Genomic DNA, 20598 nt, shown 5'->3' on the forward strand with positions numbered 1-20598 from the left:
TTCTGAACTTTAAAAGCAGTTACTTACGAAAACGTTTTCTACTAAAACCTTTGTTATTATTAGCTTGTTACAGATTTTGAAGCCTTGATATTTGCAATAAATTGATCAAACAAATATTCTGAATCATGTGGGCCTGGGCTAGCTTCTGGGTGATATTGTACCGAAAATACATTCTTATCTTTTAAACGAATTCCTGCTACTGTATGATCATTTAAATGAACGTGTGTAATTTCTACATTTTCATTTGCTTCTGTTTCTTCTCTATGAATCGCAAAACCGTGATTTTGAGAAGTAATTTCTCCTTTACCTGTTAATAAATTCTTTACAGGGTGATTGATTCCTCTATGTCCATTATGCATTTTGTAAGTAGAAATTCCTTGAGAAAGTGCAATTACTTGATGTCCTAAACAAATACCAAATAAAGGTAAATTTCTGCTTACAATTTCTTTAGCAACTGCTTGAGCTTCTTCTAAAGGCTCTGGATCTCCAGGTCCATTTGAAATAAAATACCCATCAGGATTAAACGCTGCTAAATCTTCGAAAGAAGAATTATAAGGAAACACTTTTATATAAGCTCCTCTTTTTGCTAAGTTTCTTAAAATATTCTTTTTGATTCCAATATCTAGAGCAGAAATTTTAATATCAGCGTTTTCATCACCTACAAAATAAGGTTCTGTAGTAGATACTTTAGAAGCCAACTCTAAACCTTCCATACTAGGTACTTCTGCCAATTGTTTTTTTAGTGCATCAATATTATCAATATCTGTAGAAATGATTGCATTCATTGCACCATTGTCTCTTATATAAGCAACTAGAGCTCTAGTATCTACATCAGAAATGGCTACTAAATTGTGTTTTGCAAACCAATCTTTTAAATTTCCATGAGAATCTACCCTTGAATGTGTAAAACTAAAGTTTCTACAAATTAATCCTGATATTTTAATTCCATCAGATTCTACTTCATTATCATTTACTCCGTAATTACCGATATGAGCATTTGTAGCTACCATTAACTGACCATAATACGAAGGATCAGTAAATATTTCTTGATAACCAGTCATACCAGTATTAAAACAGATTTCTCCTGTAGATGTTCCTTCTATTCCAACAGATTTTCCGTAAAAAATTGTTCCGTCTGCTAATAAAACTAAAGCTTTTTTTCTTGTTTGATATTTCATTGATCGTTGTTGTGTTTCTTACTTTACAAATTTACAAATTATATGTACTGTTATTTATAATTTGGTTTTGGTTTTTTAACAAAATTATTAAGATGCTAAAACAAGTTTAGCATAAAAAAAGGGATAAACGTAAACGCTTATCCCTTTGATATAATTTAAAAAATTTTCATTTTTTATTCTTCTGATTTTTCTTCAGTTGCTGTTTCTTCTACTTGTGAAGTAGCTTCTGCTTTAGAAGAGCCTCCTCTTCTACTTCTACGTGTAGATTTCTTAGCTTTTTTACCTTTTGGATTGTAAATTTCGTTATAATCAACTAATTCTACCATCGCCATAGGAGCGTTATCTCCTTGACGGTTTCCTAATTTGATGATACGAACATAACCTCCTGGTCTGTCTGCTACTTTTACAGATATTTCTCTAAAAAGTTCTGTTACAGCATATTTATCACGTAAATAAGAGAATACAATACGTCTGTTATGAGTTGTATCTGCTTTAGATTTAGTAATTAATGGCTCTACAAAAGTTCTTAAGGCTTTAGCTTTTGCCACAGTTGTGTTAATACGCTTGTGCTCTATTAAAGAACAAGCCATATTAGCTAACATCGCTTTTCTATGCGCTGTTTTTCTTCCTAAATGATTGTGTTTTTTTCCGTGTCTCATTTTGACGTTTGTTTTAGGCTTTCATCTTGCTCAACCCTTTTTGAGGAGCAAACTATGAAAGATTAATCTCTATCTAATTTATATTTTGTTAAGTCCATTCCGAAGCTTAAGCCTTTAACAATCACTAACTCTTCTAATTCAGTTAATGATTTTTTACCAAAGTTTCTGAACTTCATTAAATCACTCTTGTTAAACGATACTAAATCTCCTAATGTATCTACTTCTGCAGCTTTTAAACAATTTAAAGCTCTAACAGATAAATCCATATCGATTAATCTCGTTTTTAATAATTGACGCATATGTAATGATTCTTCATCATATGTTTCTGTTTGTGCAATTTCATCAGCCTCTAAAGTGATACGCTCATCAGAGAATAACATAAAGTGGTGGATTAATATTTTTGCAGCTTCAGTTAATGCATCTTTTGGATTAATTGAACCATCAGTATCGATATCGAAAACTAATTTTTCATAATCTGTTTTTTGTTCTACACGAAAATTTTCGATTGCGTATTTTACATTCTTAATTGGTGTGTAGATAGAATCTGTAAAGATTGTTCCTATAGGTGCTGAAGCTTTTTTATTTTCTTCTGCAGGTACAAATCCTCTACCTTTTTCAATGGTAATTTCTGCATTTAATTTTACAGATTTCTCCATATTACAAATCACTAAGTCAGGATTTAATACTTGGAAACCAGATATAAATTTCTGTAAATCACCAGCAGTAAACTGCTCTTGATCTGTCACAGAAATAGAAACAGTTTCTCTATCAGTTTCATCTATTTGTTTCTTAAAACGAACTTGTTTTAAGTTTAAAATAATTTCTGTAACGTCTTCTACGATTCCTGAAACTGTAGAAAACTCATGCTCCACACCATCAATTCTTAATGATGTAATTGCAAAACCTTCTAAAGATGATAATAATACTCTTCTTAAAGCATTACCTACTGTTAAACCAAAACCTGGTTCTAAAGGTCTAAACTCAAATCTACCAGAAAAATCTGTAGATTCAATCATTATTACTTTATCAGGTTTCTGAAAATTTAAAATTGCCATTTTGTTCTTCGTTTTAATTGTTATTTGGTTGCGCGGTTTATAAGTTTGAAGAAGTACTAATAAACCCTTTGGCCAAATACCAATATGATTAATTTATTATTTAGAATATAATTCTACTATTAATTGCTCTTTGATGTTCTCTGGAATTTGTAATCTTTCTGGTACTTTTACAAAAGTTCCAGTTTTAGTATCATTATTCCAAGTTAACCATTCAAATACATTGTTGTTAGAAGCCAATGCATCTTCAATAGCTACTAAAGATTTAGATTTTTCTCTTACAGCAACTACATCTCCTTCTTTTAATCTGTAAGAAGGTATGTTAACGATTTCTCCATTAACTGTAATGTGTCTATGACCAACTAATTGACGAGCTCCACTTCTTGATTTAGAAATACCCATTCTGTACACAACGTCATCTAAACGAGATTCACATAATTGTAATAAGATTTCACCTGTAATTCCTTGAGAAGCTGATGCTTTTTTGAATAAATTACTGAATTGACGCTCTAAAATACCATAAGTATATTTTGCTTTTTGCTTTTCAGCTAACTGAGTAGCATATTCAGATTTCTTTCCTCTTCTTCTTGCATTTCCATGCTGTCCTGGAGGATAATTTCTTTTTTCGAAGTTTTTGTCTTCGCCAAAAATTGCTTCGCCAAATTTACGAGCAATTTTAGTTTTTGGTCCTGTATATCTTGCCATTTCTTTTTTGTTATAATTAGGGATTATGAATTAAGGCTTAATCCTTCGATAATCATGTTTCCTAATTGGTTAAAATATTTAATTATACTCTTCTTCTTTTTGGTGGACGACAACCATTGTGTGGAATTGGTGTAACATCAATAATCTCAGTTACTTCTATACCAGCATTGTGTAAAGATCTAATTGCAGATTCTCTACCATTACCTGGACCTTTTACATAAACTTTTACTTTACGTAAACCAGCTTCTTTTGCAACACCTGCACAATCTTCTGCTGCTAATTGAGCTGCATAAGGAGTATTCTTTTTAGAACCTCTAAAACCCATTTTACCTGCAGATGACCATGAAACTACGTCACCTTTTTTGTTTGTTAAAGAAATGATGATGTTGTTAAAAGATGCATTAATGTGTGCTTCTCCAATTGCATCAACAATTACTTTACGTTTTTTTGAACTTGCTTTTGCCATAATTTTTAATGTTTAGTTATTCTGTTTAGTAAGTTGTATTGTAAAATACGGCACACTAAACCATAACTAGGTTAATCTCTAACTTTATTTTTTCTTGTTAGCTACAGTTTTTCTCTTACCTTTTCTTGTACGAGAATTGTTCTTGGTTCTTTGACCTCTTAAAGGAAGACCCATTCTATGACGAATTCCTCTCTGACAACCAATGTCCATTAAACGTTTAATGTTTAACTGAACTTCTGAACGTAACTCACCTTCTATTGTGAAAGATCCAACTTGTTCTCTAATTGCAGCGATTTGGTCATCAGTCCAATCTTGAACTTTAACACTTTCGTCTACTTTTGCTTTTGCTAAAACTTCTTTAGCTCTACTGTTTCCTATACCAAAGATGTAAGTTAAAGCAATAACTCCTCTTTTATTCTTTGGAATATCAATACCTGCTATTCTTGCCATTACCCTTGTCTTTGTTTAAATCTAGGATTTTGTTTGTTAATTACGTATAATCTACCTTTTCTGCGTACTATTTTGCAGTCGGCACTTCTTTTTTTAACTGATGCTCTAACTTTCATCTGTTTATGTTTTTAGTATCTGTAAGTAATTCTTGCCTTTGTTAAATCGTATGGACTCATTTCTAATTTTACCTTATCTCCTGGTAATAATTTAATATAATGCATACGCATTTTTCCTGAAATGTGAGCCGTTACAATATGTCCATTTTCTAATTCCACTCGAAACATTGCATTTGATAATGCTTCTGTAATGGTTCCGTCTTGTTGAATTGCTGGTTGCTTAGCCATATTATTTATTCGATTTTCTATTGCTATTTCCCGTTTTCATTAATCCATCATAATGACGATTTAATAAATACGAATTAATCTGTTGCAAAGTATCTATTGCAACTCCTACCATAATGATTAATGATGTACCACCATAGAACATAGCCCAACCTTGTTGTACTCCAAACTGAACTACAATTGCTGGTAAGATAGATAGTGCTGCTAAGAATAACGATCCTGGGAACGTAATTCTAGATAACACAGAATCTAATCTATCTGCTGTATCTTTTCCTGGTCTGATACCTGGTATAAAACCACCACTTCTTTTTAAATCTTCAGCCATTTTATTCGTAGGAATAGTAATTGCTGTATAGAAATAACTAAAAATGATAATCAATAATGCAAAAATCACATTATACCATAAACCATTAATATCTTGTAAACTTGCTATTGCTGGAAACTTTTGCGCCAAAGCTATAGGTACAAACATAATTGCTTGCGCAAAGATAATTGGCATTACACCTGCTGCATTTAGTTTCAAAGGAATATAATCTCTTGAACCTGCAACATTTTGAATGTTTCCTACAACTGTTCTTCTTGCGTACTGAACTGCAATTTTTCTTACAGCAGTAACCAATAACACAGTTAATAAAATTACTACAAACCAAACTATGATTTCAATTAACACCATCATAATTCCACCAGCACCAGCATTTGTTGTTTTTGCAACAAATTCTTGTAAAAATGCAGCTGGAAAATTAGCGATAATTCCAACAGTAATTAATAATGAAATACCATTACCAACTCCTTTATCTGTAATACGCTCTCCTAACCACATTGCAAAAATTGTTCCTGCAGTTAAGATAATGATTGATGAAACCCAAAATGTAGCTCCACTTACTAAAAATGCTTCAGGCGGTAAACCAAACTGAGTTTTAATAGCAGTAATATACGTTGGTGCTTGAACCAAGGTAATACCAATGGTTAACCATCTTGTAATTTGCGTAATCTTTTTACGTCCACTTTCTCCATCTTTTTGTAGTTTCTGTAAATAAGGAACAGCTATTCCCATTAATTGAACTACAATAGAAGCAGAAATATAAGGCATAATACCAAGTGCCATTACTGACGCTCTGGCAAATGCCCCTCCTGTAAATGCGTTTAATAATCCTAAAAGACCTCCATCAGTACTTTGTTTTAAAGCAGCTAATTGTAATGGATCTACCCCAGGTAAAGGAATAGCAGCCATAAAACGATATACTGCAATTAAACCAATAGTAAGAAGAATCTTGTTTTTCAACTCTTCAATACTGAAAATTTCTTTTAATCTATTAATTAAATTCATCATTTACGAAATCTTATAAAGTAACAGCTTCTCCTCCAGCCGCTTCAATAGCAGCTTTAGCTGATGCTGTAAATTTATGTACAGTTATATTTAATTTAGCTTTTAATTCTCCACCACCTAATATTTTTACTAGGTCGTTTTTGCTAGCTAATCTGTTAGCAACCAAAATATCTAAATCTACTGTATCTATTACCTTTCCACTATCAACTAAAGATTGTAATTTATCTAAGTTGATTCCTTGATACTCTTTTCTATTGATATTTGTGAAACCAAACTTTGGTACACGTCTTTGAAGTGGCATTTGCCCACCTTCAAAACCAATTTTACGAGAATAACCTGAACGAGATTTCGCACCTTTGTGACCTCTTGTAGAAGTTCCTCCGTGACCAGAACCTTCACCACGTGCGATTCTTTTCCCTTTTTTTACAGATCCTTCTGCTGGTGTTAAGTTATGTAAACTACTCATTTTAAATATCTTATTTTAATTCCTCTACAGAAACTAAATGTGAAACTTTATCTACCATACCAACTATTGATGGAGTTGCCTCATGCTCAACAGATTGGTTTAATCTACGTAAACCTAATGCTTCTAAAGTTCTTTTTTGATTCTTTAAACGCCCGATTTGACTTTTTACTTGTGTAACTTTAATTTTTGCCATCTCTTTTAGATTTATCCGTTAAATACTTTTTCTAAAGAAATTCCTCTTTGCTTCGCTATTGCAGATGCACTACGTAATTGTAATAAAGCATCAAAAGTTGCTTTTACTGCATTGTGAGGGTTAGAAGATCCTTGAGATTTAGATAATACATCATGCACACCTACAGACTCTAATACTGCACGTACTGCACCACCAGCAATAACCCCTGTACCAGGAGAAGCAGGCTTAATGAATACTTTTGCTCCACCAAACTTACCTTTTTGCTCATGAGGTAATGTACCTTCTAAAATAGGTATTCTTACTAAATTTTTCTTTGCATCTTCTACTGCTTTCGCAATTGCCGAAGAAACATCTTTAGACTTTCCTAATCCGTGTCCAACAACTCCGTTACCATCACCAACAACTACAATTGCAGAGAAACCAAATGCTCTACCACCTTTTGTTACTTTAGTTACACGTTGTACACCTACTAATCTATCTACAAGCTCTAATCCGCTTGGTTTAACTCTTTCTACGTTTTTATAACCTTGCATAATTTCTTAAAATTTTAAACCAGCTTCTCTTGCAGCGTCTGCTAATACTTTAACTCTACCATGGTATAAATAACCATTTCTATCGAAAGCAACTGTTTCAACTCCAGCTTTGGTAGCTTTTTCAGCGATTGATTTACCAACTGCTGCAGAAGCTTCTGCCTTTGTACCTGCTTTTATATCTCTAGATGAAACTGAAGCTAATGTTACTCCGTTTACATCGTCTACTAACTGAGCGTAAATTTCTTTATTACTTCTGTAAACCGATAATCTTGGTTTAGCAGCTGTACCAGAAACAATCTTTCTGATTCTACGCTTAATTCTAGCTCTTCTTTGTAATTTTGATAATGCCATAATGCTATATCTTATGCAGATTTACCTGCTTTTCTTCTTAATTGTTCTCCTACAAACTTAACTCCTTTACCTTTGTATGGTTCTGGTCTACGGAAACCTCTAATTTTCGCAGCTACTTGACCAACTAATTGTTTATCATAAGAAGTTAATTTAACGATTGGATTTTTCCCTTTTTCAGATACTGTTTCAACTTTAACCTCTGGAGCTAATTCTAAAACAATATTATGTGAAAATCCTAGTGCTAAATCTAGTTTTTGACCTTGGTTTGATGCTCTATAACCTACACCAACTAATTCTAATTCTTTAGTCCAACCTTTAGATACACCTTCTATCATATTATTGATTAAGGCTCTCATTAATCCGTGTTGAGCTTTATGGTCTTTGCTTTCAGATGCTCTTTCTAATACAACTTGTGCATCTTCTACTTTCACTGTAATTCCTTCTGAAATAGTTTGAGTTAACTCACCTAATTTTCCTTTTACAGTTACTACATTGTCTTTTATGCTTACATCTACACCTTGTGCGATGCTAACGGGATTTTTTCCTATTCTACTCATCTTTCAAGATTTAATAAACGTAACATAAAACTTCTCCTCCAACATTCTCTAAACGTGCTTTTTTGTTTGTCATTACACCTTTAGATGTAGAAACAATAGCAATTCCAAGTCCGTTTAATACCCTTGGCATCTCTTTAGAGCCAACGTATTTACGTAAACCTGGTGTACTGATTCGTTGAATTTTTCTAATTACTGACTCTTTTGTGTCTTTGTCATATTTTAAAGCAATTTTGATGGTTCCTTGAACAGACTCATCATTAAATTGATAACTTAAAATATACCCTTGATCAAACAAAATCTTAGTCATTTCCTTCTTCAAGTTCGAAGCTGGAATTTCCACTACTCTGTGTCCTGCAGCGATTGCATTTCTTACTCTTGTAAGAAAATCCGCGATTGGATCTGTATACATATTTATTTAAATTGCGATTACGGTTTTCAATTATCTCTATTTACCTACAGTTTTCACTGTGAAAATCGAACCTATAATCAGTTAAAATTCTTATACTCAAAAAAAATAGAGCGTGCAAAGATACACATTCTATTTTTATTTTTAAGCTTTATTAATGATTTCTACCAACTTGCTTTTTTAACACCTGGTATTAACCCTTGATTAGCCATTTCACGAAACGTTACACGAGAAATACCAAATTGTCTCATATATCCTTTAGGACGACCAGTAAGTTTACATCTGTTGTGCATTCTTATTGGTGAAGCATTTTTTGGTAATTTTTGCAAAGCTTCATAGTCACCAGCTTCTTTTAAAGCTTTTCTCTTTTCAGCGTATTTTGCAACTGTTTTTGCTCTTTTGCGTTCGCGAGCTTTCATTGATTCTTTAGCCATTTCTTAATTTTTTTTGAATGGTAAACCTAATTCTCCTAATAACGACTTAGCTTCTTTATCAGTATTTGCAGATGTTACAAATGTAATATCCATTCCTCCGATTTTCTTAACTTTGTCAATATTGATTTCTGGGTAGATGATTTGTTCAGTAATTCCTAAATTGTAATTACCTCTTCCATCAAATCCATTAGCTTTTATACCGTTAAAGTCTCTTACACGAGGCAAAGAAGCTGTAACTAATCTGTCTAAAAACTCATACATCTTATCACCTCTTAACGTAACTTTTACACCAATTGGCATTCCTTTACGTAATTTAAATGATGCAACGTCTTTTTTAGACATCGTAGAAATTGCTTTTTGACCTGTAATGTTAGTCAACTCTTCTACAGCATAATCTATTAATTTCTTATCTGCAATTGCAGCACCAACACCTTTAGAAACAACTATTTTTTCTAATTTTGGTACTTGCATTACATTATTGTAACTGAATTCTTCAGTAAGAGCTTTAATGACTCTTTCTTTGTATTCTGCTTTTAATCTTGGTACGTAACTCATGATTACTACTATTTTTTAGTTTTTTTAGAGATTCTTGTTTTAGTATCTCCATCAACATTATAACCAACCCTTACAGCTACACCTTCTTCTACTAACATAACGTTAGAGATGTGCAATGATGCTTCTTTTTTTACAATACCACCTTGAGGATTTTGAGCACTTGGCTTAGTGTGCTTAGAAACTAAGTTTACACCTTCTACTAATACTCTATCGTTGTCCTTGATAATTTGTAAAACCTTACCTTCAGATCCTTTATGATCTCCTGCAATTACTTTTACAGTATCTCCTGATTTTATTTTGAACTTCTTCATTTCTGTATAATGATTTAAAGCACTTCAGGTGCTAATGATACTATTTTCATGAATTGTTTCTCACGAAGCTCACGAGCAACAGGACCAAATACACGTGTTCCTCTCATTTCCTCTGTAGGATTTAAAAGTACACAAGCGTTATCATCAAATCTGATATAAGATCCGTCTTTACGTCTTACTTCTTTTTTAGTTCTTACAACAACTGCTCTAGATACTTGACCTTTTTTTACAGTTCCGTTAGGAGTTGCAGCTTTAACAGATACAACAATCTTGTCTCCAATACTTGCGTAACGTTTTTTTGTTCCTCCTAAAACTCTAATTACTAAAACTTCTTTAGCTCCAGTATTATCTGCTACTTTTAATCTTGATTCTGTCTGTAACATATTATTTAGCTCTTTCTAGGATTTCTACTAATCTCCAACGTTTAGATTTACTCATAGGTCTTGTTTCCATGATCCTAACAGTATCACCTTCGTTGCAATCATTCTTTTCGTCGTGTGCAACGTACTTCTTAGTCTTTAATACGAACTTTCCGTACATTGGGTGCTTAACTCTTTTAGTTTCAGAAACAACAATAGATTTCTCCATTTTGCTGCTAGAAACAACACCAATTCTCTCTTTTCTAAGATTTCTTTTTTCCATCTTTAAAACTGACTATAGAATTATTGTAATTCTCTTTTTGTTAATTCTGTTGCAATTCTTGCTACAGTTCTTCTTAAACTTCTCAACTGCAATGGGTTCTCTAGTGGAGTGATTGCGTGAGCCATTTTAAGATCAGTATAATTCTTTTGCAACGCTCCCAACTTCTCATTAAGATCTGCTGTAGATAATTCTTTAATTTCTGATTGTTTCATTTTATATCGAATTATGCGTTAATATCAAAATCTCTTGCGATTACAAACTTCGTTCTTACAGGAAGTTTCTGAGCTGCTAAACGCAAAGCTTCTTTTGCTACGTGCATTGGTACTCCACCAACTTCAAACAAAATTCTACCTGGTTTAATAACTGCAACAAAATGATCTGGTGCTCCTTTACCCTTACCCATACGAACCTCTAAAGGTTTCTTAGTGATAGGCTTGTCTGGAAAAATTTTAATCCAAAGTTGCCCCTCTCTTTTCATATGACGAGTTGCCGCGATACGAGCTGCTTCTATTTGACGAGAAGTTAATAAGTTCTGATCTAAAGATTTGATACCAAACATTCCGTTAGAAAGTTGATTCCCTCTTTGAGAATTACCAGTCATATTCCCTTTCGACTTCTGTACCTTACGGTATTTTACTCTTTTTGGCTGTAACATTTTTAATTTCTAATTTTAAAAATTATTTTCTTCTACGAGGTTGACGCTTAGATCTATCACCACCTTTACCACCTTGTTTCTTAGACAAGCCAACTAACGGAGATAATTCTCTTTTACCATAAACCTCACCCTTCATAATCCATACTTTAACACCTATTCTTCCATAAGTAGTATGAGATTCTACAAGTGCATAATCAATATCAGCTCTAAAAGTAGAAAGAGGAATTCTACCTTCTTTATAGTGCTCAGAACGTGCCATTTCTGCTCCGTTTAAACGACCTGAAATTTGAACCTTAATTCCTTCAGCGTTCATACGCATAGTTGCAGCAATAGCCATTTTGATTGCTCTCTTGTAAGAAATTCTATTTTCAATTTGACGTGCAATACTAGTTGCAACTAATCTTGCATCTAATTCTGGACGTTTAATTTCAAATATATTAATTTGAACTTCTTTACCTGTAATTTTCTTAAGCTCTTCTTTTAACTTGTCTACTTCCTGACCTCCTTTACCAATAATGATACCTGGACGTGCTGTTGTAATAGTAACGGTTACAAGTTTTAAAGTACGCTCTATAATTACTCTAGAAACACTTGCTTTAGATAATCTAGCATAAATATACTTTCTTATCTTATCATCTTCAGCAATTTTATCTCCGTAGTCATTACCACCATACCAGTTAGATTCCCAACCTCTGATGATTCCTAAACGATTTCCTATTGGATTAGTTTTTTGTCCCATTTCTACTTTGATTAATTACTTAAATTTTTACTACCTAACTCTAAAGTAACGTGATTAGAACGCTTACGAATTCTATGTGCACGACCTTGTGGAGCAGGTCTTAATCTTTTTAACATTCCTGCGCTATCTACATAGATAGATTTCACAAATAATCCAGCATCTTCAATTGATGCATCTTCATTTTTAGCTTGCCAGTTTGCAATTGCAGACAATAACAATTTCTCTAAATTTCTTGATGCTTCTTTAGGACTGAACTTTAAGATTTGTAAAGCTTTTTCAACTTCAACACCTCTTACTTGATCTGCTACTAAACGCATTTTTCTTGGTGACGTAGGACAGTTAGTAAGCTTCGCGAAAGCACGTTGCTTTCTATCTGCTTTTAACTGATCTGCCATATTTTTTTTACGAACTCCCATTTCCTACTATTTTTTTCCTTTATTTTTTGCACCAGCGTGTCCTCTAAAAGAACGAGTTGGTGAAAATTCGCCTAATTTATGCCCTACCATGTTTTCTGTAACATAAACTGGTACAAACTGACGTCCATTATGAACAGCGATAGTTTGACCTACAAAATCTGGAGATATCATACTTGCTCTAGACCAAGTTTTGATTACAGATTTGCTACCAGATTCTACATTAGCCAACACTTTTTTCTCTAATTTATAGTGAATGTAAGGTCCTTTTTTTAATGATCTTGCCATAACTTAATTATTTCTTTCTACGTTCGATAATGTACTTATTACTAGCTTTAGTCTTAGATCTAGTTTTGAATCCTTTAGCAGGAATACCATTTCTTGATCTTGGATGACCTCCAGAAGAACGTCCTTCACCACCTCCCATTGGGTGATCAACAGGGTTCATTCTTACAGCGTTAACTCTTGGTCTTCTACCCAACCATCTTCTTCTACCTGCTTTACCAGATACTAATAATTGGTGATCTGAATTAGACACAACACCAATAGTTGCTGTACAAGTTAATAAGATTAACCTAGTTTCTCCAGAAGGTAACTTCACAGTTGCATATTTACCCTCTCTTGCCATTAATTGAGCAAAAGAACCAGCCGAACGCGCCATAACAGCACCTTGACCTGGATGTAATTCTATACATGAAATTGTTGTTCCTAAAGGAATTTCACTAAGCGGCATTGTGTTTCCAATCTCTGGAGTAACACCAGAACCTGAAACGATAGTTTGACCTACTTTTAAACCGTTTTGAGCAATTACATAACGTTTTTCACCATCAGTATAATTAACTAAAGCAATAAATGCTGTACGATTTGGATCGTACTCTATAGTTTTTACTGTTGCAGGAACACCTTTTTTATCTCTTTTAAAATCGATAATACGGTATTTTTGTTTATGACCACCACCAATATTACGTGTTGTCATTCTACCCTGATTGTTTCGACCTCCAGATCTTTTTTTCGGAGCCAATAATGACTTTTCCGGCTTATCAGTTGTTATGGTGTCGAACCCATTTACAACTCTAAAACGCTGACCTGGTGTTATTGGTTTTAATTTTCTAACTGACATTCTGTCTTTTCTTAAAGATTGTTATAAAAATCAATACTTTCTCCTTCAGCTAACTGCACAATCGCTTTTTTATACCCACCTTTAACACCAGTAACTAAACCTTTTTTAGTATACTTTGTGTTTCTTTGGATTGGATAATTTAAAGTTTTTACACTAGAAATAGAAACTCCATAAGCAGCCTCAACAGCTTCTTTGATTTCTACTTTGTTAGCACTTTTATCTACAACAAATGTGTAACGATTAAATAATTCGCTATCGCTTGTTGCTTTTTCCGTAATAATAGGTTTTACTAAAATACTCATATCCCTATTTGCTTAAATTTGAGTTAATTCCTTCTAAAGAACCTTCAGTAATCACAACTGTATTAGCGTTTAACACACCATACGTATTAATTTCTGAAGCTTTAACTACTTTAGAGTTTTTTAAGTTACGTGATGATAAGTACACATTTGTACTTTCACTACCTAACACAAACAAAGATTTCTTAGTATCTAATTCTAAAGCCTTTAATACATTTACAAAGTTTTTAGTCTTTGGAGAATCAAAATTAAAATCTTCAACTACTACTAAGTTTTTATCATTTGCTTGAATACTTAAAGCTGACTTACGAGCCAAACGCTTTAAGTTCTTATTCAATTTAAAAGAATAATTTCTAGGTCTTGGTCCAAACATACGTCCTCCACCTCTAAAAACACCAGACTTGATAGAACCTGCTCTAGCAGTACCAGTTCCTTTTTGTTTTTTTATCTTTCTTGTAGAACCAGTAATTTCAGCTCTCTCTTTAGACTTATGCGTTCCTTGGCGTTGGTTTGCCAAGTACTGCTTAACATCTAAATAAATAGCATGATCATTAGGCTCTATACCAAATACATCCTTAGAAAGCTCAACCTTTCTACCTGTATCTTTTCCTGTAATATCTAAAACTGCTACTTTCATTATTTCTGAATAGTTACAAAAGCGTTTTTGTGTCCAGGAATAGCTCCTTTAACAACAAGTAAGTTCTTCTCAGCAACTACTTTTAACACTCTTAAGTTTTGTACTTTCACTTTTTCTCCACCCATTCTTCCTGCCATACGCATTCCTTTGAATACTCTTGCAGGATAAGATGCAGCACCAATTGAACCAGGAGCTCTTAATCGGTTATGTTGACCGTGAGTAGCTTGACCAACACCACCAAAACCGTGACGTTTTACTACACCCTGAAAACCTTTACCTTTAGAAACACCTGACACATCAACAAATTCTCCTTCAGCAAAGTGCTCTACTGTGATCAAATCTCCTAATTTGTACTCTTCTTCAAATCCTTGGAATTCAACGACTTTTTTCTTAGCAGTGGTGCCAGCTTTTTTAAAGTGACCGTCTAACGCTTTGTTAGAACTCTTCGCCTTTTTGTCATCGAAACCAATTTGCAACGCATTGTATCCGTCAACCTCTTCGGTTCTGACTTGGGTAACAACGCAAGGACCTGCTTCGATTACCGTACAAGGAATATTCTTCCCGTTTTCATCAAATAAGCTGGTCATTCCAATTTTTCTTCCTATTAACCCAGACATTTAGTTAAAATTTTAGACGATAGAACTAATATCCAGCGCGTCTATTATTAATAATTATTGTTTTGAAACTTATGTTTCACTCAAATCCTTTGAATTTCTTTCAAAAAAAACAGCGCAAAAACATCTTCTACACTGAATTTGTTTTTACCGTTTTTCCTTCGCGAAACGCTCTGGACATGTTACTATTTCAAAAGAAATAGCATCACCCTACTCTATTTCGGGCTGCAAAAGTATAAAAAACTTTCGGTTTAACAAAATTAAACCGAAAGTTAAATACTTATTTGGTTTAAATTCCGAGACACTTAGACAAACTCAGTGTGACATCGGAAATTAACTACACCTTAATCTCAACTTCAACACCACTTGGTAACTCAAGTTTCATTAAAGCATCGATAGTCTTTGAAGAAGAACTATAGATGTCTAATAATCTTTTGTAAGCAGCTAATTGAAATTGCTCTCTAGATTTTTTGTTTACGTGTGGAGAACGCAATACTGTAAAAATCTTTTTATGTGTTGGTAATGGTATTGGTCCGTTTACAACAGCACCAGTACTTTTTACCGTCTTTACTATTTTTTCAGCAGATTTATCTACTAAATTGTAATCGTAAGACTTTAATTTTATTCTAATTTTTTGACTCATCTTTTATATTATTAGTAGATTAACCTTTAGCAGCAGCTATTACTTCTTCTGAAATATTTGATGGAGTTTCTGCATAGTGAGAAAATTCCATTGTAGAAGTAGCTCTACCAGAAGACATTGTTCTTAAAGCAGTTACATAACCAAACATTTCTGATAATGGCACTGTTGCTTTTACAACTTTAGATCCAGCCCTATCTGACATATCAGATACTTGACCTCTTCTTCTATTTAAGTCCCCTACGATATCACCCATATTTTCTTCTGGAGTTAACACCTCTAACTTCATAATTGGCTCCATAATTTTAGCTCTTGCAGCTTTTGCAGCAGCTTTGTAACCTAATTTTGCAGCTAATTCGAATGATAATTGATCAGAATCTACAGGGTGGAAAGAACCATCCTTTAAAGTAACCTTCATTGAATCCATTTCATAACCTGCTAATGGACCATTTTTCATTGCTTCTTTGAATCCTTTTTCTACTGATGGTACAAATTCTTTTGGAACGTTACCACCTTTAATAATAGATTCAAACTGTAAACCTTGAACACCTTCTTCTGCAGGCTCCATAGTAAACACAATATCAGCAAATTTACCACGTCCACCAGATTGCTTTTTATAAACCTCTCTGTGATTTGCAGCAGCAGTAATTGCTTCTTTGTACTCAACTTGTGGCTGACCTTGATTTACATCAACTTTAAACTCACGCTTTAAACGATCTACAATAATATCTAAGTGTAACTCACCCATTCCTGATATAATTGTTTGACCTGAAGCTTCGTCAGTTCTTACTGTAAATGTTGGATCTTCTTCTGCTAATTTACCTAAAGCCATACCTAGTTTATCAACATCAGCTTTTGTTTTAGGCTCAACAGCAATACCAATTACGGGATCTGGAAAATCCATTGATTCTAACACAATAGGATTCTTTTCATCAGATAAAGTATCACCTGTTTTAATAGATTTAAATCCTACAGCAGCACCAATATCACCTGCTTCGATATAATCTAAAGCATTTTGTTTATTTGCGTGCATTTGATAGATTCTAGAGATACGCTCTTTTTTACCTGAACGATTGTTCAACACATAAGAACCTGCATCTAATCTACCTGAATATGATCTAAAGAATGCTAAACGACCTACAAAAGGATCTGTAGCAATTTTAAATGCTAAAGCTGAAAAAGGCTCTTTTGCATCTGGTTTTCTCTCAATTTTATCTCCTGAATCAGGATCTGTACCTATCACATTACCTCTATCCAATGGAGAAGGCAAATAACGACACACAGCATCTAATAAGAATTGAACTCCTTTATTTTTAAATGCTGAACCACAAATCATTGGAATGATTGCCATGTCCATTACAGCAGCTCTTAATGCAGCATGTACTTCATCTTCTGTAATAGAATCTTCATCTTCCATGAATTTCTCTAACAAATTCTCATCGTAACTTGCTACTTCTTCTATCAATAAAGCTCTGTATTCTCTAGCTTCTTCTTTTAATTCTTCTGGAATATCAATTACATCAAAAGTTGCACCTTGTGTTTCATCATGCCACACAATAGCTCTGTTTTTAACCAAATCAATAATTCCTTTAAAGTCACCTTCCTCACCAATTGGTAAAACAATAGGCACTGCATTAGAACCTAACATTTCTTTTACCTGAGTATTTACGTTTAAGAAATCAGATCCTTGACGATCCATTTTATTAACGAAACCAATTCTTGGTACTTTATAATTATCAGCTAATCTCCAGTTAGTTTCTGACTGAGGCTCAACACCATCAACAGCTGAAAATAAGAATACTAAACCATCTAATACACGTAAAGACCTATTTACCTCAACAGTAAAATCTACGTGACCAGGAGTATCAATAATATTAAAGTGATATCCTTTAGTTTCTGGAGTTGGTTTTGCATTTTCTAAAGGAAACTGCCATGTACAAGTAGTTGCAGCAGAAGTAATTGTTATACCTCTTTCCTGCTCTTGCTCCATCCAGTCCATTGTTGCTGCACCATCATGAACCTCTCCAATCTTATGAGAAACTCCTGTATAGTACAATACACGTTCTGTAGTTGTGGTTTTACCAGCATCAATGTGTGCTGCAATACCAATATTTCTTGTAAATTTTAAATCTCTTGCCATTTCTTAAAATCTGAAGTGTGAGAATGCTTTGTTTGCTTCTGCCATTTTGTGTGTATCTACTCTTTTCTTAACAGCAGCTCCTTCTTCTTTAGCCGCAGCTAAAATTTCAGCAGCTAAACGTTGCGCCATGGTTTTTTCATTTCTCTTACGAGTATATAAAATCATCCATTTGATAGCCATAGATACTTTACGATCTGGTCTAATTTGCATTGGGATTTGGAATGTTGCACCACCTACTCTACGAGATCTTACTTCTACGTGAGGCATTACATTAGACAAACCATCTTTCCAAATTTCTAAAGCTGATTTTTCTTCATCAGTCTTTTTTTCTTCTATGATATCCATTGCATCATAAAATACTTTGAACGCTACAGATTTCTTACCACTCCACATCAAGTTATTTACAAAACGTGTAACTAACTGATCATTAAACTTTGGATCCGGTAAAAGCTCTCTTTTTTTCGCTCTTCTTTTTCTCATGTCTTTACATTAAAAAAGTTAATAATTTTACTTCTTTGGGCGTTTCGCTCCGTATTTTGATCTACGTTGCGTTCTTCCTTCAACTCCTGCAGTATCTAAAGCACCACGAACTACGTGATATTTTACACCTGGTAAGTCTTTTACCCTTCCACCTCTAACTAATACTATCGAGTGCTCTTGCAAGTTGTGTCCTTCACCTGGAATGTATGCGTTTATCTCATTACCATTTGTTAATCTAACTCTGGCAACTTTACGCATTGCTGAATTAGGTTTTTTTGGCGTAGTAGTATAAACACGTGTACAAACACCACGTCTTTGTGGACTTCCTTGTAACGCAGCCGATTTACTCTTCTTAGTTATTTTGGTTCTTCCTTTACGAACTAATTGTTGAATAGTTGGCATACTAAATAATTATTGTTTTACGTTTATATTAAACATTACCCTATTTTTAAGGGTCTGCAAATGTACAACTAATTTCTAATTATTCAAATATCAGCAAGTTATTTTTCTAAACTATTGTTTTTTATATTTACTTATCTGATTTTAAATTACTTTTGAAGTTAAAGAATACAAGAGTTTGAGGAGTAAATTTATACCTTATATATATAGTTTTTTTTTATTAATTAATTCTTACGGATTAACGTCTCAAGAATATAAATTAAAATTAACTTCTACAGAAGAAATTGAGAAATCAGTTTTAAAAAAGATTGATTTTCATAAAAAACACAAAGACTCTACCAAGATTCTTGATGAAATTCAGAAAATCTCTGATTACTTAAAAAATAATGGTTATTTCACCAACACTATAGATAGTGTTACAAAAAAGAGAAAGACAATCACTGCATTCTTTTCTTTGGGCTTTAAAATTAACAAGGCAACACTAAACATCAACAAAGAACTTGAAATCTATTTTGATGAATATAAAATCAATAGGCATTCGGTTACTATTCCTATCAAAAGTTTACAGACAAAACTTTTAGGCATTTCCAAGAAGCTAGACAGTGAAGGAAAATCTTTCTCAAAAATTCAACTTGAAAATATATCAATCAAAAACAATATTTTATTTGCTGATTTACACATAAATGAATCAAAAAAAAGAAAGATAAACAAAGTTGTTATTAAAGGATATGAAGAATTCCCTAGATCGTTCTTAAAAAATTACTTTGATTTAAATGACAAAACCATATTCAATCAACCAAAAATAAAAAACGTATCCTCTCTTTCAAAAGGTCTAGAATTTGCGAAAGAAATAAAACCACCAGAAGTTTTATTTACAAAAGACTCCACATTCTTATACCTGTATTTAAAAAAACAACAAAACAATAGTTTTGATGGTATTGTAAATTTTACATCAAAAGAAAATGGAGGCATTTTATTTAATGGAAATATCGACTTAAAGTTGCATAATATTTTAAATACGGGTGAAAAATTTAATTTATTCTGGAACAGTATTGGCGAAGAAAGACAAGAATTTAAGTTATCGACAGAAATACCATATATTTTAAACTCTAAGATTTCACCAGAAATTTCATTTTCTATTTACAAACAAGATTCTACTTTTCTAAATACAAAATTCGATTCTAAACTATTTTACAATATTAACCCTAAGATCAAACTTGGAGTCACCTATAACTCTGAGACTTCGAAAAACCTTGAAACAACAATAGCAAATAACATAGAAACATTTAACAATTATTTTATTGGCCTACAATTTCTATACAGAATTCCTAAAAATGATGTTTTTTTTAATCATCATTTTTTTCTTGAAGTTAATCCAACTCTTGGGCAAAGAAAAACCAATTCTGACACAACCAATCAATTTAAAATTGACGCTACAATCTCATATATATGGGATTTAAATCAAAGAAGTAATTTTTACATCAAAAATAAAACCGGTTATTTAAGTTCAGATTCATTGATAAACAATGAACTTTTTAGAATTGGCGGTGTAGAATCTATAAGAGGATATAATGAACAAAGTATTTTTACCAGCAGTTATTCATATTTCAATTTAGAATATAGATATTTAACATCATCAAAAACATATCTCTACTCTATTACAGATTTTGGAACAGCTAAATTAACCTCTAAACAAAAAAACTTACTGGGCTTAGGTTTTGGATATTCATTTTTTTCAAAGAACAGTCGTATCAATATTGGTTATGTTTTGAATGAAGAATTCAGTTTTACAGATTCTAAAATTATTTTCAGCATGAGGATGTTTTTTTAATGATT

Annotated in this window: 34 protein-coding genes; 1 reads left to right on the top strand and 33 read right to left on the bottom strand. The window is 32.9% G+C overall.

Annotated elements, in window-relative coordinates; genetic code table 11:
• Positions 1-59: 59 nt before the first annotated feature.
• The 33 genes from carA to rpsL form a co-directional block, all read right to left on the bottom strand.
• On the bottom strand, positions 60-1178 hold the full coding sequence (carA, locus tag FP421_RS13355) for a glutamine-hydrolyzing carbamoyl-phosphate synthase small subunit (protein ID WP_159951438.1): 1119 nt from the start codon (positions 1176-1178) through the stop codon (positions 60-62).
• A gap of 173 nt (positions 1179-1351) precedes the next feature.
• A complete protein-coding gene (gene rplQ, locus FP421_RS13360) occupies positions 1352-1837 on the bottom strand; it encodes a 50S ribosomal protein L17 (RefSeq protein WP_159951440.1) in 486 nt (161 codons plus the stop codon).
• 62 nt (positions 1838-1899) lie between these two features.
• The gene (locus tag FP421_RS13365) at positions 1900-2892 is read right to left on the bottom strand and encodes a DNA-directed RNA polymerase subunit alpha (protein ID WP_159951442.1); all 993 of its coding nucleotides are present in this window, start codon (positions 2890-2892) and stop codon (positions 1900-1902) included.
• 96 nt (positions 2893-2988) lie between these two features.
• A complete protein-coding gene (gene rpsD / locus FP421_RS13370; protein WP_159951444.1) occupies positions 2989-3594 on the bottom strand; it encodes a 30S ribosomal protein S4 in 606 nt (201 codons plus the stop codon).
• Positions 3595-3676: 82 nt separating this feature from the next.
• Complete coding sequence (gene rpsK, locus FP421_RS13375; protein ID WP_159951446.1) at positions 3677-4060, bottom strand: 30S ribosomal protein S11; 384 nt, start codon at positions 4058-4060, stop codon at positions 3677-3679.
• An 84-nt stretch (positions 4061-4144) separates the two neighbouring features.
• On the bottom strand, positions 4145-4510 hold the full coding sequence (rpsM, locus tag FP421_RS13380; protein ID WP_159951448.1) for a 30S ribosomal protein S13: 366 nt from the start codon (positions 4508-4510) through the stop codon (positions 4145-4147).
• Positions 4510-4626, bottom strand: coding sequence for a type B 50S ribosomal protein L36 (ykgO, locus tag FP421_RS13385; RefSeq protein WP_004568720.1), 117 nt, complete (start codon positions 4624-4626; stop codon positions 4510-4512). Before ykgO ends, rpsM begins: the two co-directional genes overlap by 1 nt.
• A 12-nt stretch (positions 4627-4638) precedes the next feature.
• Positions 4639-4854 carry a translation initiation factor IF-1 gene (infA, locus tag FP421_RS13390; protein WP_068206835.1) on the bottom strand — a complete coding sequence of 72 codons (216 nt, stop codon included), beginning with the start codon at positions 4852-4854 and terminating at the stop codon, positions 4639-4641.
• A 1-nt stretch (position 4855) separates the two neighbouring features.
• Positions 4856-6178, bottom strand: coding sequence for a preprotein translocase subunit SecY (gene secY, locus FP421_RS13395; RefSeq protein WP_159951740.1), 1323 nt, complete (start codon positions 6176-6178; stop codon positions 4856-4858).
• A 13-nt stretch (positions 6179-6191) separates the two neighbouring features.
• The gene (rplO, locus tag FP421_RS13400) at positions 6192-6644 is read right to left on the bottom strand and encodes a 50S ribosomal protein L15 (protein ID WP_159951450.1); all 453 of its coding nucleotides are present in this window, start codon (positions 6642-6644) and stop codon (positions 6192-6194) included.
• 10 nt (positions 6645-6654) lie between these two features.
• Entirely contained in the window at positions 6655-6837 is a 183-nt protein-coding gene (rpmD, locus tag FP421_RS13405) for a 50S ribosomal protein L30 (protein ID WP_159951452.1), read from the bottom strand.
• A gap of 11 nt (positions 6838-6848) precedes the next feature.
• The gene (gene rpsE, locus FP421_RS13410; RefSeq protein ID WP_109403420.1) at positions 6849-7373 is read right to left on the bottom strand and encodes a 30S ribosomal protein S5; all 525 of its coding nucleotides are present in this window, start codon (positions 7371-7373) and stop codon (positions 6849-6851) included.
• A 3-nt stretch (positions 7374-7376) separates the two neighbouring features.
• A complete protein-coding gene (rplR, locus tag FP421_RS13415; RefSeq protein WP_159951454.1) occupies positions 7377-7721 on the bottom strand; it encodes a 50S ribosomal protein L18 in 345 nt (114 codons plus the stop codon).
• Positions 7722-7732: 11 nt separating this feature from the next.
• A complete protein-coding gene (gene rplF / locus FP421_RS13420) occupies positions 7733-8278 on the bottom strand; it encodes a 50S ribosomal protein L6 (protein WP_159951456.1) in 546 nt (181 codons plus the stop codon).
• Positions 8279-8288: 10 nt separating this feature from the next.
• Entirely contained in the window at positions 8289-8687 is a 399-nt protein-coding gene (rpsH, locus tag FP421_RS13425; RefSeq protein WP_159951458.1) for a 30S ribosomal protein S8, read from the bottom strand.
• A gap of 161 nt (positions 8688-8848) precedes the next feature.
• Positions 8849-9118, bottom strand: coding sequence for a 30S ribosomal protein S14 (gene rpsN / locus FP421_RS13430; RefSeq protein ID WP_091891535.1), 270 nt, complete (start codon positions 9116-9118; stop codon positions 8849-8851).
• Positions 9119-9121: 3 nt separating this feature from the next.
• Entirely contained in the window at positions 9122-9673 is a 552-nt protein-coding gene (gene rplE / locus FP421_RS13435; protein ID WP_159951460.1) for a 50S ribosomal protein L5, read from the bottom strand.
• A gap of 8 nt (positions 9674-9681) precedes the next feature.
• A complete protein-coding gene (rplX, locus tag FP421_RS13440) occupies positions 9682-9984 on the bottom strand; it encodes a 50S ribosomal protein L24 (protein WP_159951462.1) in 303 nt (100 codons plus the stop codon).
• Positions 9985-9998: 14 nt separating this feature from the next.
• Entirely contained in the window at positions 9999-10367 is a 369-nt protein-coding gene (gene rplN / locus FP421_RS13445; RefSeq protein ID WP_068363309.1) for a 50S ribosomal protein L14, read from the bottom strand.
• A 1-nt stretch (position 10368) separates the two neighbouring features.
• The gene (gene rpsQ, locus FP421_RS13450; RefSeq protein WP_091891527.1) at positions 10369-10626 is read right to left on the bottom strand and encodes a 30S ribosomal protein S17; all 258 of its coding nucleotides are present in this window, start codon (positions 10624-10626) and stop codon (positions 10369-10371) included.
• A 20-nt stretch (positions 10627-10646) separates the two neighbouring features.
• Entirely contained in the window at positions 10647-10838 is a 192-nt protein-coding gene (rpmC, locus tag FP421_RS13455; RefSeq protein WP_114425997.1) for a 50S ribosomal protein L29, read from the bottom strand.
• Positions 10839-10849: 11 nt separating this feature from the next.
• Positions 10850-11281 (bottom strand): 50S ribosomal protein L16, encoded by a 432-nt coding sequence (gene rplP, locus FP421_RS13460; protein WP_159951464.1) that lies wholly within the window; start codon positions 11279-11281, stop codon positions 10850-10852.
• 22 nt (positions 11282-11303) lie between these two features.
• Complete coding sequence (rpsC, locus tag FP421_RS13465; protein WP_159951466.1) at positions 11304-12020, bottom strand: 30S ribosomal protein S3; 717 nt, start codon at positions 12018-12020, stop codon at positions 11304-11306.
• Between the two features lie 11 nt (positions 12021-12031).
• A complete protein-coding gene (rplV, locus tag FP421_RS13470) occupies positions 12032-12436 on the bottom strand; it encodes a 50S ribosomal protein L22 (RefSeq protein WP_114426002.1) in 405 nt (134 codons plus the stop codon).
• 6 nt (positions 12437-12442) lie between these two features.
• Positions 12443-12721: a 30S ribosomal protein S19 gene (gene rpsS, locus FP421_RS13475; protein WP_114426004.1), complete on the bottom strand. Its 279-nt coding sequence runs from the start codon at positions 12719-12721 to the stop codon at positions 12443-12445.
• A gap of 7 nt (positions 12722-12728) precedes the next feature.
• On the bottom strand, positions 12729-13553 hold the full coding sequence (rplB, locus tag FP421_RS13480) for a 50S ribosomal protein L2 (RefSeq protein ID WP_159951468.1): 825 nt from the start codon (positions 13551-13553) through the stop codon (positions 12729-12731).
• A gap of 11 nt (positions 13554-13564) precedes the next feature.
• The gene (gene rplW / locus FP421_RS13485; RefSeq protein WP_159951470.1) at positions 13565-13855 is read right to left on the bottom strand and encodes a 50S ribosomal protein L23; all 291 of its coding nucleotides are present in this window, start codon (positions 13853-13855) and stop codon (positions 13565-13567) included.
• A gap of 4 nt (positions 13856-13859) precedes the next feature.
• Positions 13860-14489 carry a 50S ribosomal protein L4 gene (gene rplD, locus FP421_RS13490; RefSeq protein WP_159951472.1) on the bottom strand — a complete coding sequence of 210 codons (630 nt, stop codon included), beginning with the start codon at positions 14487-14489 and terminating at the stop codon, positions 13860-13862.
• Entirely contained in the window at positions 14489-15106 is a 618-nt protein-coding gene (gene rplC, locus FP421_RS13495) for a 50S ribosomal protein L3 (RefSeq protein WP_159951474.1), read from the bottom strand. Before rplC ends, rplD begins: the two co-directional genes overlap by 1 nt.
• Positions 15107-15440: 334 nt before the next feature.
• Positions 15441-15746 (bottom strand): 30S ribosomal protein S10, encoded by a 306-nt coding sequence (rpsJ, locus tag FP421_RS13500; RefSeq protein WP_068363283.1) that lies wholly within the window; start codon positions 15744-15746, stop codon positions 15441-15443.
• A 19-nt stretch (positions 15747-15765) separates the two neighbouring features.
• Positions 15766-17883 carry an elongation factor G gene (gene fusA, locus FP421_RS13505; protein ID WP_159951476.1) on the bottom strand — a complete coding sequence of 706 codons (2118 nt, stop codon included), beginning with the start codon at positions 17881-17883 and terminating at the stop codon, positions 15766-15768.
• Positions 17884-17886: 3 nt separating this feature from the next.
• Complete coding sequence (rpsG, locus tag FP421_RS13510) at positions 17887-18363, bottom strand: 30S ribosomal protein S7 (RefSeq protein WP_114426016.1); 477 nt, start codon at positions 18361-18363, stop codon at positions 17887-17889.
• Between the two features lie 27 nt (positions 18364-18390).
• On the bottom strand, positions 18391-18765 hold the full coding sequence (rpsL, locus tag FP421_RS13515; RefSeq protein WP_015482216.1) for a 30S ribosomal protein S12: 375 nt from the start codon (positions 18763-18765) through the stop codon (positions 18391-18393).
• A gap of 175 nt (positions 18766-18940) precedes the next feature.
• On the opposite strand from rpsL, the gene FP421_RS13520 reads away from it, so the two are divergent.
• Entirely contained in the window at positions 18941-20593 is a 1653-nt protein-coding gene (locus tag FP421_RS13520) for a ShlB/FhaC/HecB family hemolysin secretion/activation protein (protein WP_159951478.1), read from the top strand.
• Positions 20594-20598 lie beyond the last annotated feature (5 nt).

This window comes from Polaribacter septentrionalilitoris, from assembly GCF_009832745.1.
Classification (GTDB): domain Bacteria; phylum Bacteroidota; class Bacteroidia; order Flavobacteriales; family Flavobacteriaceae; genus Polaribacter; species Polaribacter septentrionalilitoris.

Bases quoted from the DNA above. Each gene is read 5' to 3' on its own strand.
- rplF (WP_159951456.1), bottom strand. From the start codon at position 8,278: ATGAGTAGAATAGGAAAAAATCCCGTTAGCATCGCACAAGGTGTAGAT.
- fusA (WP_159951476.1), bottom strand. From the start codon at position 17,883: ATGGCAAGAGATTTAAAATTTACAAGAAATATTGGTATTGCAGCACAC.
- rplR (WP_159951454.1), bottom strand. From the start codon at position 7,721: ATGGCATTATCAAAATTACAAAGAAGAGCTAGAATTAAGCGTAGAATC.
- rpsS (WP_114426004.1), bottom strand. From the start codon at position 12,721: ATGGCAAGATCATTAAAAAAAGGACCTTACATTCACTATAAATTAGAG.
- rplP (WP_159951464.1), bottom strand. From the start codon at position 11,281: ATGTTACAGCCAAAAAGAGTAAAATACCGTAAGGTACAGAAGTCGAAA.
- rplE (WP_159951460.1), bottom strand. From the start codon at position 9,673: ATGAGTTACGTACCAAGATTAAAAGCAGAATACAAAGAAAGAGTCATT.
- rplW (WP_159951470.1), bottom strand. From the start codon at position 13,855: ATGAGTATTTTAGTAAAACCTATTATTACGGAAAAAGCAACAAGCGAT.
- rplC (WP_159951474.1), bottom strand. From the start codon at position 15,106: ATGTCTGGGTTAATAGGAAGAAAAATTGGAATGACCAGCTTATTTGAT.
- rpsL (WP_015482216.1), bottom strand. From the start codon at position 18,765: ATGCCAACTATTCAACAATTAGTTCGTAAAGGAAGAACCAAAATAACT.
- rplV (WP_114426002.1), bottom strand. From the start codon at position 12,436: ATGGGAGTTCGTAAAAAAAATATGGCAGATCAGTTAAAAGCAGATAGA.
- rplX (WP_159951462.1), bottom strand. From the start codon at position 9,984: ATGAAGAAGTTCAAAATAAAATCAGGAGATACTGTAAAAGTAATTGCA.
- rplD (WP_159951472.1), bottom strand. From the start codon at position 14,489: ATGAAAGTAGCAGTTTTAGATATTACAGGAAAAGATACAGGTAGAAAG.
- rplO (WP_159951450.1), bottom strand. From the start codon at position 6,644: ATGAGTAGTTTACATAACTTAACACCAGCAGAAGGATCTGTAAAAAAA.
- FP421_RS13365 (WP_159951442.1), bottom strand. From the start codon at position 2,892: ATGGCAATTTTAAATTTTCAGAAACCTGATAAAGTAATAATGATTGAA.
- rpsQ (WP_091891527.1), bottom strand. From the start codon at position 10,626: ATGGAAAAAAGAAATCTTAGAAAAGAGAGAATTGGTGTTGTTTCTAGC.
- rpsG (WP_114426016.1), bottom strand. From the start codon at position 18,363: ATGAGAAAAAGAAGAGCGAAAAAAAGAGAGCTTTTACCGGATCCAAAG.
- secY (WP_159951740.1), bottom strand. From the start codon at position 6,178: ATGAATTTAATTAATAGATTAAAAGAAATTTTCAGTATTGAAGAGTTG.
- rpsK (WP_159951446.1), bottom strand. From the start codon at position 4,060: ATGGCAAAAGCAAGTTCAAAAAAACGTAAAGTAATTGTTGATGCAATT.
- rpsC (WP_159951466.1), bottom strand. From the start codon at position 12,020: ATGGGACAAAAAACTAATCCAATAGGAAATCGTTTAGGAATCATCAGA.
- rplN (WP_068363309.1), bottom strand. From the start codon at position 10,367: ATGTTACAGACAGAATCAAGATTAAAAGTAGCAGATAATACTGGAGCT.
- infA (WP_068206835.1), bottom strand. From the start codon at position 4,854: ATGGCTAAGCAACCAGCAATTCAACAAGACGGAACCATTACAGAAGCA.
- ykgO (WP_004568720.1), bottom strand. From the start codon at position 4,626: ATGAAAGTTAGAGCATCAGTTAAAAAAAGAAGTGCCGACTGCAAAATA.
- rpmC (WP_114425997.1), bottom strand. From the start codon at position 10,838: ATGAAACAATCAGAAATTAAAGAATTATCTACAGCAGATCTTAATGAG.
- rplB (WP_159951468.1), bottom strand. From the start codon at position 13,553: ATGTCAGTTAGAAAATTAAAACCAATAACACCAGGTCAGCGTTTTAGA.
- rpsM (WP_159951448.1), bottom strand. From the start codon at position 4,510: ATGGCAAGAATAGCAGGTATTGATATTCCAAAGAATAAAAGAGGAGTT.
- rpsN (WP_091891535.1), bottom strand. From the start codon at position 9,118: ATGGCTAAAGAATCAATGAAAGCTCGCGAACGCAAAAGAGCAAAAACA.
- rpmD (WP_159951452.1), bottom strand. From the start codon at position 6,837: ATGGCAAAAATTAAAGTTACACAAGTAAAAAGTCAAATCGGGCGTTTA.
- rpsJ (WP_068363283.1), bottom strand. From the start codon at position 15,746: ATGAGTCAAAAAATTAGAATAAAATTAAAGTCTTACGATTACAATTTA.
- carA (WP_159951438.1), bottom strand. From the start codon at position 1,178: ATGAAATATCAAACAAGAAAAAAAGCTTTAGTTTTATTAGCAGACGGA.
- rplQ (WP_159951440.1), bottom strand. From the start codon at position 1,837: ATGAGACACGGAAAAAAACACAATCATTTAGGAAGAAAAACAGCGCAT.
- rpsD (WP_159951444.1), bottom strand. From the start codon at position 3,594: ATGGCAAGATATACAGGACCAAAAACTAAAATTGCTCGTAAATTTGGC.
- rpsH (WP_159951458.1), bottom strand. From the start codon at position 8,687: ATGTATACAGATCCAATCGCGGATTTTCTTACAAGAGTAAGAAATGCA.